Origin of the sequence: Psychrobacter lutiphocae DSM 21542 (assembly GCF_000382145.1) — a bacterium.
Lineage (GTDB): Bacteria > Pseudomonadota > Gammaproteobacteria > Pseudomonadales > Moraxellaceae > Psychrobacter > Psychrobacter lutiphocae.
Genome location: NZ_KB907628.1, coordinates 26,046 through 37,706, shown reverse-complemented (window position 1 = coordinate 37,706; position 11,661 = coordinate 26,046). Strand labels below are relative to the sequence as shown.

Annotated in this window: 10 protein-coding genes; 6 read left to right on the top strand and 4 right to left on the bottom strand. The window is 43.6% G+C overall.

Going from position 1 to position 11,661, the window contains the following annotated elements; genetic code table 11:
• Positions 1-9 precede the first annotated feature (9 nt).
• Entirely contained in the window at positions 10-663 is a 654-nt protein-coding gene (merB, locus tag H140_RS0104060) for an organomercurial lyase (protein ID WP_019672380.1), read from the bottom strand.
• Positions 664-1,194: 531 nt separating this feature from the next.
• On the opposite strand from merB, the gene H140_RS0104055 reads away from it, so the two are divergent.
• Complete coding sequence (locus tag H140_RS0104055) at positions 1,195-2,598, top strand: lytic murein transglycosylase (RefSeq protein WP_019672379.1); 1,404 nt, start codon at positions 1,195-1,197, stop codon at positions 2,596-2,598.
• A gap of 526 nt (positions 2,599-3,124) precedes the next feature.
• Here H140_RS0104055 and H140_RS0104050 read toward each other — a convergent pair.
• The 3 genes from H140_RS0104050 to H140_RS0104040 all read right to left on the bottom strand — a co-directional run bounded on the left by H140_RS0104050 (position 3,125) and on the right by H140_RS0104040 (position 5,321).
• A complete protein-coding gene (locus tag H140_RS0104050; RefSeq protein WP_019672378.1) occupies positions 3,125-3,328 on the bottom strand; it encodes a hypothetical protein in 204 nt (67 codons plus the stop codon).
• A gap of 244 nt (positions 3,329-3,572) precedes the next feature.
• Positions 3,573-4,454: a glutamate racemase gene (gene murI, locus H140_RS0104045; protein ID WP_227672920.1), complete on the bottom strand. Its 882-nt coding sequence runs from the start codon at positions 4,452-4,454 to the stop codon at positions 3,573-3,575.
• A 189-nt stretch (positions 4,455-4,643) separates the two neighbouring features.
• A complete protein-coding gene (locus H140_RS0104040; protein ID WP_019672376.1) occupies positions 4,644-5,321 on the bottom strand; it encodes a DUF1285 domain-containing protein in 678 nt (225 codons plus the stop codon).
• 466 nt (positions 5,322-5,787) lie between these two features.
• Between H140_RS0104040 and H140_RS0104035 the strand changes: the two genes are divergently transcribed.
• The 5 genes from H140_RS0104035 (at position 5,788) to trhA (ending at position 11,643) form a co-directional block, all read left to right on the top strand.
• Complete coding sequence (locus tag H140_RS0104035) at positions 5,788-7,455, top strand: electron transfer flavoprotein-ubiquinone oxidoreductase (RefSeq protein WP_019672375.1); 1,668 nt, start codon at positions 5,788-5,790, stop codon at positions 7,453-7,455.
• Positions 7,456-7,885: 430 nt separating this feature from the next.
• The gene (locus H140_RS0104030) at positions 7,886-8,146 is read left to right on the top strand and encodes a DUF4212 domain-containing protein (RefSeq protein ID WP_019672374.1); all 261 of its coding nucleotides are present in this window, start codon (positions 7,886-7,888) and stop codon (positions 8,144-8,146) included.
• Between the two features lie 5 nt (positions 8,147-8,151).
• A complete protein-coding gene (locus tag H140_RS0104025; protein WP_019672373.1) occupies positions 8,152-10,020 on the top strand; it encodes a sodium:solute symporter family protein in 1,869 nt (622 codons plus the stop codon).
• A 127-nt stretch (positions 10,021-10,147) separates the two neighbouring features.
• Entirely contained in the window at positions 10,148-10,720 is a 573-nt protein-coding gene (locus H140_RS0104020; protein ID WP_019672372.1) for a hypothetical protein, read from the top strand.
• 296 nt (positions 10,721-11,016) lie between these two features.
• Positions 11,017-11,643 (top strand): PAQR family membrane homeostasis protein TrhA, encoded by a 627-nt coding sequence (gene trhA, locus H140_RS0104015; RefSeq protein ID WP_019672371.1) that lies wholly within the window; start codon positions 11,017-11,019, stop codon positions 11,641-11,643.
• The last annotated feature ends 18 nt before the right edge of the window (positions 11,644-11,661 follow it).

Genomic DNA, 11,661 nt, shown 5'->3' with positions numbered 1-11,661 from the left:
CCTAAAACTCTAAGCAACGCTTAAAGCATCAACCATTTGATCGGTGCGCTCAAGCATTTGTGCTAAGTTCACCACTTCACATTGGTACTCTTTGGCAAAGCGTTTGGCTGAAGATAATGACGTAAATGCTTTGGTACGACAACAAAAGCAGGCTCTTATCGAGTCCGTAATGTGTAAAGACCCAAGCGGAAAGCTAAACCATAAAGAGTCAATATGAAAGTGGACCCCATCAAAATAAATTTTGATTTGCTCATGATTTATTGGGTCTACGCTGGTTATGGTTGCAGACCTGCCAATAGTTTTAACGATAAAAAACGCATCCCATATACACCAGGCATAGACCTTTCCCGTGGACCAATCCACCAAATGTTCAGTCCTTTTTTTAGTCGATAATTCGTACTCGTTTTTAAACTGACAATAGCACCCAAAGCATCCAGTGACCACGCCTTGCTGCGAGTCAACGCCCATCAAACGTTGTTCTGTGTGTGTAGCAAGGAAATATTGCTCTAAGCTTGGGCATACCCCTCTTGAGAACGCATCATAAAAATAATTTAAGGTTATTTTGCAAGTTTTAGATAGCGACCGAATGTCTGATATTAATTGCGGATATAAGCTTTGCTCGGCTAAACATGCTTGAGACATAGGTTGTTTGATGGCAATCATAGTTTAAGCTCCATGATAAATAGTTTAAGCTCCATGATAAATAGTTTAATTTCCATGATAATTAGTAGGATTAACATAATATGTTATAACATAACACTAATCAATTTAACGATGTATTTTCTACTATATTGATAGACAACATAGCCATTGATAGACGACATAGCCTTGTTAAATTCCACATTGCAATTAGACAGCTTCTACGTTCAAATAATGATGTTTATTGCTGGATATAGAGTTAAACTGGATTCTTAAGCTATGGCGATACACACCCCCACCTCTCCCTCACCTTGTTCTCACGTCATCTTATCGTAACCAAAATACCGAACAGCTTTAATTTAAAGCTGATTTTAGTTACCCTAAGCTAACCTTATTTTATGCTTCTCGTTTTCAGGCACAGTCATAGGTGCTGTCACTGTTATAACACTAGTCCCTGTCATAGCAGTAGTCCCTGTCACAGACACCCTGACACAACATGCCGAATAGCCAGATAAACACATAACAACACAGCCGTTTAAATGAAAGGATTTTTTTATGCGTTACGCCAAGATTACCGCAATCACCACTGCCATCGGTCTAACCCTAACTGCCACAACAGCGCAAGCCGCCAAGCCTCCTGCACCCAACTTATCCAATGCTCATTTTCAGCAGTGCTTAGACAACCTACAAAGATCTAGCGCCTTTCGCAGTATTGACAGCTATACCTTTAACAACTATCGTCCCAGTGAGCCAGATCCAAGCGTCATTCAGTCGCTTAATTATCAGCCAGAGTTCCAAAAGGATGTGTGGGATTATCTGTCTGTCCTAGTTGACAAAGAGCGTGTCGAAGATGGTATCCGCGCCAAATATGAAATGGCGGACACCTTACGCCGTATCGAATCACGATATGGCGTTAAGCCGGAGCACGTGCTTGGCGTGTGGGGCGTGGAATCAAACTTTGGACAAACCCTAGGCAAAAAAGACTTGTTCCAATCACTGGCGACCCTATCTTGCTTTGACCGCCGCCAATCATACTTTCGTGGAGAATTTGCCAATGCGTTAAAGATTGTACAAAACGGTGACATCGCCGCCAGCGACATGAAAGGCTCATGGGCAGGCGCCTTTGGTCAGACGCAGTTTATGCCAGGCACCTTCTTAGACTTGGCCGTCGACTTTGACGGTGATGGCCGCCGCGATCTAGTCAACAGCAAGCCGGACGCCCTAGCCTCTACCGCCAACTTCCTAAAAAATCGTGGCTACCGAAGCGGTGAACCTTGGGGCTATGAAGTCAAGCTGCCACAAGGCTTCTGGGGTGCCAACAGCCGTCATGACAAAAAGCCAATGAGCTACTGGCGTGACAAAGGTCTCACGCTAGTTGACGGACGCCCACTACCCTATGATCTAGATCGTGCCGGCCTATTACTACCTGCTGGTCTTAACGGCCCTGCATTCCTCGTAGGCAAAAACTTCGACACCTTCTACTCATACAATGCATCAGAAAACTATGCATTAGCCATCGCCCACTTATCCGACCTCATCGCCAAAGAGGACAGCAGTAAAACAGACTTTATCACCGCATGGCCGACTGACGACCCAGGCATCAGTCGCCAACAAGCCAAAGACATCCAACAAGCCCTAATCAACGCAGGCTACGACATTGGTGACGTAGACGGCATTATCGGTGACAATACCCGTACCGCCATTCAACAGTATCAAACCAGCAAAGGCGTGTTCCCTGCCGACGGTCGTGCTGGACAGAAGTTTTACCGCCTAATTATGGGCAACAACAGCGGTGGCGCATCAAGCCGTTCTTTTAATACCCCAACCACCCCTGTTCAAAAAACTCCAAGTGCCACCAATGACAGCATCACTCAACTGATTGAGCGCCAAGATGGCTATCGCCGTGTGGTCGGTGCAGATGGCAGCGTGCGCTTAGTTCGTATTGACAGTGGCAAATAAATAGGAGTCTATGGAGCCAAATCTCGCCATCCGCTTGTATCTGCCTCGTCAATGGCGTGCAGACTCTCGTGGCCAGAGGTGTTGCTGTTATCTCGACACCACCTCTAGCCACAGTCCGCATCGCCATTGTCTTTGGCAGGATACCGCTACTGTCGAGGCTAAACCACCCCTTCAGTCCACATTCGTTGCGTAACACTGCTGGGTGTCGTTACCTCCACACCAGCCTACACCATAATCTCCACGCCACACACCAAACCTTAACTCTTACAAGGTTTGACCCCCTTCCTTTCTCAAAGGAAGGGCTGGGGATGGATTTTAGCCAAGCACAGCTTGGCTCTTGCAAAGCTAAAAAGCTCTCCTAGAGCTTTTTTTAACGCTTCTCAGGGCTGAGGATGGATTTAGGCATAGATAAACGCAAAAAAAGCAGGGATTCCCTGCTTTTTTTGTGAATCAAACAATATCAATCAACATAAATTAATATCAGTCAACACCACTTAAGACCAATAAAGATATGAGCCAAACGATTTTAGTCATCTTTGTCAGCGTCTGTCTCTTCTTCTTTATCTTCCTTTTCATCGTCCCACTTTTTGTATGACTCATGCGGGTCGATGCCGCGGCGTTTCATATCTTCAACTTGCTCTTCTAACGTATGAAACTGTTCAACCTCATGCATCACTTCTTCTAAATGATCAAGTTCTTCTTTTAAGCGTTCTGTTTCTGGCGTACTCATTTTATTGTCCTTAGACCTGCTGGTCCAAAATTTTAAGGGTATCTTAATTTTACTCCAAGCCCAATACAAGTACAAACAAATCTACCACTTCTTTTTTCTTACCCGTTTAGCCTTACTTATTCTTAACTCTTATTTCTTATTCTTACTTCATATTTTGGTTGGTTTACCTGCGCTGTTACTCACTATCTCGCTATTACTCACTATCTCGCTGTTACTCACTATCTAGATGAGCACTCTGATCACCTTAGCGGTATATCAAGCGTTGCACCAAGTTGGAAACACTGTTCAAATCAGCACCAGGATCAGAGACAAAAAATGACAACCTATGCGTATTGACTGCCAACCTAGCGTTTTGCTTAGTTAGTGCTTGAGTATGATTGACATACAAGCCACCAGTGACTGACCCTAAAGGCAACTGCAACGCTTCAAGCTGATTGGATTGCCGCAACAAATCTTTGACCCGATTGGCAATCGCCGCACCAGAGTCAATGACGGTGATGCCAAGATTTTGACTGGCAACCTCTTCCATCACATAATCTCGAAAAAATGGATAGTGCGTACAGCCCAATACCAAGTGATCTACCTGCTCTTGTGCAAATTGATACAACTGCTGTTTGAGTCGCAAGACAGTCTCACTTTGCATCGGCATTCCTGACTCAACCCAAGGTACCAAATCTGGATTAAACCACTTAATAACCTTCACCTGCGCTGGTACTGCATAATTCTCTATAACCGCATTTAGCAAGACCCCATCTAAGGTGGCTTTGGTGGCAAGCACTGCCACACTTTTACTGACGGTATTTAGAACGGCAGGTTTCAGCGCTGGTACCAGTCCGACAATCGGAATATGTGGGTAGTGTTGACGTACCAGCTGTAATGCGTGTGCTGACGCACTATTACAGGCGATGACTAACAGCTTACAGCCAGCAGCCACCAACCAATCGACAGCCGCTAGGGTTAACTGCTTAATCTCGTCACTTGAGCGTGGGCCATAAGGCACATTGAGCGTATCTGCATAATAGATATAACGCTCGTTAGGCAGTACCTGCTTTAAGTGCATATATACTGACAGTCCACCGACACCTGAATCAAATAGTCCAATAGGGGCGACAGCAGAGGACAGCATAAGATCAGCTTCATTACTGGCTTGCAAAGATAAGGGGCGGCTCAAGCTGTGTGCTTGAGTCAGTAAGTGTGTACTATCGGCAGAGACTGGTGTCGCACTTGATTTAGATTCTGACATAGCGTTTGGTTTCGAAGTTGAAATTGATGTCGCAATTTGATGCTGCTGGCTGGCTGTTGTGCTATAAGCTGACTAGCTAGGTACCGACAAGTGGTGGGTCTTACCGCCACTGATCAGCGACAGTCGTGTTTCACCATCTTGCTCTGTGATCTCACCAAGTCCGACCAAGTGCATAAAGACAGAACGTGAAATCAAGCCATACATCCCAAATCTCACAGGGATATAAGGTCTGTACTCTGGTTCAGCACTTTGCTTTTGGGCGCTGTCTTGAGGATAATACGGTCGCATCTCAATCAGATTATCCTCAGTCAAATACACCACATCACCAGTAGCAGTGACAAACTGCAAATAACTCATCCCCTGCTGCTGAACCTCGTTTACCTGAGTGATAAAAAATGGCACATCCTCTACTTGAATACGCATTTTTTCCACGGGTGTTTTTAAGAAATACTGGGGCGCCTCATCACTGCCTTCACGCCAAAGAATAGTAGCAAACAAATCAATTAAAGATTGCCGCATAATTTGACGTCCCTCATGCCACCATTCCCCATTGGCTTTGATGAGTAGATCCATATCAGCACAATAATTAGGCTGCCACTGTTTTAATGGTGGAATATTGGGCCCTTGCAGCATTGCTTGCGGTTGCTCGTCACTCTGCTGTGTATCGATAATAGATGGCTCAAGATGAGTGACCAGATCTTCTAATCCAACAGGCGCTGTTTTCACCTGATTCAGAGTATTATTAGACATTATAATCGTATCCTGACAAGAAAAGTATGACTTTCGTACTTTATCACGCCTCAGTCACAAATCGTATCGTCTTTATCTAACTTTTATTTTATAATGAGTCACTAACTGCAACCCTTTTTTTTATATTACTGCCAGATGAAGTGCCAAAATCTGATTTTTGCCCATAAATTGACATTATTCTTGGGTATAAAGGACCGGTTTGAACCAAATCTGCTAGCATTCAAAATTAACATAATGGCACAGTCACAGCGAACAAGTGACTGATGAGTAGTTGTATTATAGATATTAGTAACTATTAATTAACTGAGGCCTTAATTTATTCATTAAGATTTTAAGTTGATTTTTACTATTGATTACTTCACTTTTAGTTATATTAAATACTTTACTATTAAGCAACGACTTGTCAAATCAATCATGGTCTAGCCACGCATTGTGTGATTATTAAGCCAGCTATAAGGAGTCTAAAATGCAAGATGAACAAATAGAACGTGAATCTATGGAGTTTGATGTTGTTATCGTTGGGGGTGGTCCCTCTGGTCTGGCAACAGCCATTCGTCTGCGCCAACTTGCGTTAGAAGCTGGCAATGAAGAGTTTATGGTCTGTGTGGTTGAAAAAGGCTCAGAGTTTGGGGCTCATACCCTATCTGGTGCAGTCATCGAACCTCGTGCGTTAAATGAACTTATCCCAGACTGGAAAGAAAAAGGGGCGCCACTAAACGTGCCTGTCACCGAAGACAGAGTGTTTTATCTCAACTCACAAACCCGCTCAATCAGAACCCCAAACGGCTTAATCCCTGCGCCAATGCACAACGAAGGCAACTACATTGTGTCTCTAGGCAACGTGGTGCGCTGGATGGCTGAGCAGGCAGAAGAGCTTGAAGTCATGATGTTCCCAGGCTTTGCCGCTGCAGAAATTCTATATAACGATGATGGCTCAGTCCGCGGTGTCTTAACGGGTGATATGGGCGTGGCAGCCGATGGCTCTCACAAACCAGGCTATGAGCCAGGCTATGAGCTATTGGCCAAATATACAGTATTTGCCGAAGGCTGTCGTGGTCACCTAGGTAAGCGTTTAATCAGTCGCTTTGACCTAGATAAAGACAGCGATCCCCAGCATTATGGTATCGGTATCAAAGAACTATGGGAAGTAGATCCTAGCAAGCATGAGCCAGGTGTCGTCATGCATGGCTTAGGCTGGCCGTTAACCGAAACTGGCTCAAGCGGTGGTTGGTGGTTATACCATGATGAAAACAACCAAGTCAGCTTTGGACTGGTCATCGACTTATCTTATAGCAACCCTTACCTATCGCCATTTGATGAAATGCAGCGCCTAAAAACACATCCAGTGATTAAAGAGGTCTTAGAAGGCGGCAAACGCTTATCTTATGGTGCACGTGCCATGACCAAAGGTGGCTTAAACTCTTTACCTAAGCTAACTTTCCCAGGTGGCGTACTTGTTGGTGATGATGCTGGCTTCTTAAATCCAGTTAAAATCAAAGGCACACATACCTCAATGAAGTCAGGTATGTTGGCAGCTGAAGCCATCTTTGAAGCTCTACAAGCTGGCCGTCAGCATGATGAAGTCACCAGCTACACCGACAAGTTTGAGCAGTCTTGGCTATATGAAGACAATAAATCAGCACGTAACTTTGCCCCGGCCATGCACCGCTTAGGTCTATTTATGGGTGGCGCATTCACCTTTATTGAGCACAACATCCTAGGTGGCAAAATGCCGTTAACCATCCATGACACTACACCTGATTATAAGGCTTTGGATAAAGCAAGCACATCATACAAGCCTGATTATCCAAAACCAGACGGTAAGCTGACTTTCGATAAGCTGTCATCGGTATTTATTTCAAATACCAACCATGCTGAAGATCAGCCAAGCCATTTAAAACTTACTGATCCTACCGTGCCTATTGAGGTGAACTTGCCTGTCTATGCAGAACCAGCACAGCGTTACTGTCCAGCAGGGGTTTATGAAGTCGTTAAAAATGCAGAAGGTGCCAAGTTTGTAATTAATGCTCAAAACTGTGTGCACTGTAAGACCTGTGATATTAAAGACCCATCACAGAATATTACTTGGATAACACCAGAAGGTGGCGGTGGTCCAAACTATCCAAATATGTAATCGACTTTAGCTTTGTAATACAATTTTGCTAAAAATGCCCTACTCTATTGAGTGGGGTATTTTTTGACTCTGTATTTCTCATAATCCCATAAACGTCATCAACGCTTGATAAACCTCATATCACTCTCTAAGCCTTATTTTTACTCAAAAAGACTAACTTTTTCTAAATAGTTGGTTGCTATCCGTCAATTACAGCTGTAAACTGAAACATTATAGTAACTTAGTTCATACAATTTGCTTAACTTTAAAGCACATTTACACTTAAAGTTACAATAGTAACTCCTGCCTTGATAGCTTCAAAACAATACGCTTACGACAATATGTCTAAATAAAGCGACACGTTTATGCTTGATATAACGGATTATCATCAGGCTGTGTTCCCCCCAAACAGCCCTCTTATAAAATAACTATGACAAAAGGAGCTTGTCACATGAGTAATAATCATGATGCCTCAGGCTATTGGAAAGCCAATGTGCGCCTCATCTTAGGCTGCTTAGCGGTTTGGGCCATTGTCCCTTACGGCTTTGCTATTTTATTCCGACCTCTACTTGCAAACATCCAATTCGGCGGCGCTGATTTGGGCTTTTGGTTTGCCCAACAAGGGTCGATTGCGACCTTTATCGCCATCATCTTCTTCTACGCCTGGCGCATGAATAAGCTTGATAAAAAATACGGTGTAGACGAGGAATAACCCTAATGAGTCAATTTACAATTAATATTCTGTTCGTTGGTGCCTCTTTCTTGCTGTATTTCGGTATTGCAATTTGGGCGCGCGCAGGATCTACCAAAGAATTTTATGTCGCAGGTGGCGGTGTTCACCCTGTTTTAAATGGGATGGCAACAGGCGCTGATTGGATGAGTGCCGCCTCCTTCATCTCTATGGCGGGCTTATTGGCCGCAGGTGGCTATGGTGCCTCATCTTATTTGATGGGTTGGACCGGTGGCTACGTATTGCTTGCCCTCCTGCTTGCTCCTTACTTACGTAAGTTTGGTAAATTTACAGTACCAGATTTTATTGGCGATCGTTTTTATTCAAAAACAGCCGCTTTGGTCGCTGTGGTTTGTTTAATTGTGGCGTCGACCACTTACGTTATCGGTCAGATGACAGGTGCCGGCGTAGCATTTTCTCGCTTCTTAGAAGTGGACAATACCACAGGGCTTATTATTGCCGCTATCGTGGTTTTCTTCTACGCTGTCTTGGGTGGTATGAAAGGCATTACCTATACTCAGGTTGCACAATATGTGGTATTGATTATCGCTTATACTGTCCCTGCGGTGTTTATTTCACTTGAGCTTACTGGCAATCCAATTCCAGGCTTAGGCATGTTCTCAACCCATACCGAATCTGGTTTACCACTATTAACCAAACTGGATCAAGTGGTCACTGAGCTTGGTTTTACCGCTTATACTGCTGACGTACCAAATAAGTTAAACATGGTGCTCTTTACCTTATCATTAATGATAGGTACGGCTGGTCTACCACACGTTATCATTCGCTTTTTCACGGTACCGAAAGTTGCTGATGCACGCTGGTCTGCTGGTTGGGCACTGGTATTTATTGCCTTGCTATATTTTACCGCCCCTGCGGTAGGTTCTATGGCACGTTTAAACTTAATCGATACCGTTTATCCACAAGGTGTAGATGCACCTGCCCTTCCTTATGATGAGCGTCCAAGCTGGATGCAAACTTGGGAAGAAACTGGCTTAATTCAATATTCAGACTTAAATGGCGATGGCCGTATTCAGATGTATAATGATAGTGGCCTCGGTGCAGCTCAAGCAGCATTAGCCACTGCTGAAGCTGAAGGTGGCGATGTTGCTGCAGCCACAGCTGCTGTTGAAGCGGCTCGTAGCGCCCATAGCAATGTATTAGATGGTAAATTTGATGGCGCTGGATGGCAGGGTAACGAGCTTGATGTTAACAAGGACATCATGGTACTTGCCAACCCCGAAATTGCAAATCTACCACCTTGGGTTATTGGTCTAATTGCTGCTGGTGGCTTGGCCGCTGCATTATCGACCGCTGCTGGCTTATTATTAGCCATCTCATCAGCCATTAGCCATGATTTAATCAAGCGTAATATTAACCCCAATATTACTGATAAAGGTGAATTGTTAGCTGCCCGTATTTCTATGGCAGTTGCTATCATTGTTGCCACTTATCTTGGTTTAAATCCCCCAGGATTTGCCGCTCAGGTTGTTGCTCTCGCCTTCGGTATTGCTGGTGCGTCTTTATTCCCAGCATTAATGATGGGGATCTTCTCGAAGCGTATCAACAGTATTGGCGCTATTACAGGGATGCTAACTGGTCTAGTCCTGACCTTGATTTATATCTTTATCTATAAAGGCTGGTTCTTTATGGCAGGGACTGCCAACTTCCCAGATACCGCTGATTACTGGTTATTTGGTATTTCACCACTATCATTTGGTGCTGTTGGCGCTTTAATTAACTTTATCGTTGCCTTTGTCGTGTCATCAATGACTGCGCCACCTCCTGCTCATATTCAAGAGCTGGTAGAAAGCGTCCGCTCTCCACGTGGTGCTGGTGCTGCCGTTGATCACTAAGCTACCGAGCTGATATAAGATTAGAATTAGTTCGTGTATAAATGGAACACGTTAATAAAAATGAGCCAGAGTTATCTGGCTCATTTCACTGACAGGTACGGGCTTACAAGCCAACACAGGAAAAGAAATGATTTACGAATTTATTGCCACCATCAGCGCAGGATTTGCGATGGCAGGCTTAGCACTTATTATCCGCCACCTCTCTAAACTTATCGGATTTAACTCACCCAAATGGCTTATCCCTATCTTTGCAGGCATTGGCATGTTAGGGTTTCAAATTCATCAAGAATATCACTGGCATGAGCAACAAATAGAAAAACTCCCCAAAGATGCACAGGTACTTAAACTGATTGAAGGTAAGACTTGGTTTCGTCCTTGGAGTTATATCAAACCACAAGTGATTCGCTTTATGGCCGTAGCCCCCAACAAGCGTCTCGACTCTTCTCAAGCAGAGGTCATCAAACAAGTTAATCTCTATTTATTTGAACGACGCATGAGCACTAAGATAGTACCTCAACTGGTTAACTGCACCCAGCAAACCCTTGCCGATCCTATCGGTCTCAATACCAATATAGATAGCGATCAAGACAGTCTCACTAGCTCAGACAATGCGCCTAACACACTTAAATCCCTTAATGAACTTATCTGGCAGCCTCTTGCTAAAGATGACAAAATTCTGCAAGCCGTCTGTACTCATTAAACAATAACTGAGTAATCCATCATATTTAACTTGAAATAAGATGTAAATTTTGGATATATATTTGTGTGGATTACAAACCTATCTTATTAATTTTATTATTATTTTTAACATATAGACTTAATAAAACTTGCACTGGCTCCCCTACTTTCATCACCTAAACTCATCACCGAGTCTCACTAGACCAACCTAAGCCGTAAACGTGAATGAAGCATTCTCAACACCTGTCGGGTATTTCAAATTGAATTATACAATGCTATAGTCAGAATTCTTCATTCATCATCGTAGTTTTGAACAATATGCGCGTACAGACTGTAATAGAAGAACGTCTCAATGCGCTTACTCATGGCATTGGGGCTATATTGGGTGGTTTTGGCTTATTGGCGTTACTGGCTAATGACAGCCATAAAACCAAATACAGCCAAGCTGGGATTACTGTTTATGGGCTATCGGTTATTGTATTGTTTTTGGCATCAACCTGTTATCACTGGGTATCTCAGCCGCAGCTGAAACGAAAGCTGAGAGTGTTAGACCATATCAGCATCTACCTACTAATTGCCGGTACTTACACCCCAGTATTGGTTATTAATATGTTAGATCACAATGGTCTAATTTTATTGGGGTGTGTTTGGGGGATTGCAGCTGTTGGCACCATTATGAAGCTGTTTTTTACTGGCCGCTTTGAATTATTTTCAACCTTATTGTATCTGGTCATGGGCTGGTTAATCTTGGTGGACTTAACGTCACTAAAAGCGGCTGTGGCATGGAATGGCTTGCTATATTTAGCAGCTGGTGGTTTATTTTATACGGTAGGCATCATATTTTATGCGGTTGAAAAAATACCTTATAACCATGTCATCTGGCATTTATTTGTACTGGCTGGCGCCATTTGTCACTATATTATGATTTTAAAGTATGTCATTTAAGCCTTAGTTTAAGCCAAT

Excerpts from the sequence above, each read along its gene's own strand:
- H140_RS0104030 (WP_019672374.1), top strand. The coding sequence starts at position 7,886 with ATGAGTAATAATCATGATGCCTCAGGCTATTGGAAAGCCAATGTGCGC.
- H140_RS0104050 (WP_019672378.1), bottom strand. The coding sequence starts at position 3,328 with ATGAGTACGCCAGAAACAGAACGCTTAAAAGAAGAACTTGATCATTTA.
- murI (WP_227672920.1), bottom strand. The coding sequence starts at position 4,454 with ATGCTGTCCTCTGCTGTCGCCCCTATTGGACTATTTGATTCAGGTGTC.
- H140_RS0104040 (WP_019672376.1), bottom strand. The coding sequence starts at position 5,321 with ATGTCTAATAATACTCTGAATCAGGTGAAAACAGCGCCTGTTGGATTA.
- H140_RS0104020 (WP_019672372.1), top strand. The coding sequence starts at position 10,148 with ATGATTTACGAATTTATTGCCACCATCAGCGCAGGATTTGCGATGGCA.
- merB (WP_019672380.1), bottom strand. The coding sequence starts at position 663 with ATGATTGCCATCAAACAACCTATGTCTCAAGCATGTTTAGCCGAGCAA.
- H140_RS0104055 (WP_019672379.1), top strand. The coding sequence starts at position 1,195 with ATGCGTTACGCCAAGATTACCGCAATCACCACTGCCATCGGTCTAACC.
- H140_RS0104025 (WP_019672373.1), top strand. The coding sequence starts at position 8,152 with ATGAGTCAATTTACAATTAATATTCTGTTCGTTGGTGCCTCTTTCTTG.
- trhA (WP_019672371.1), top strand. The coding sequence starts at position 11,017 with ATGCGCGTACAGACTGTAATAGAAGAACGTCTCAATGCGCTTACTCAT.
- H140_RS0104035 (WP_019672375.1), top strand. The coding sequence starts at position 5,788 with ATGCAAGATGAACAAATAGAACGTGAATCTATGGAGTTTGATGTTGTT.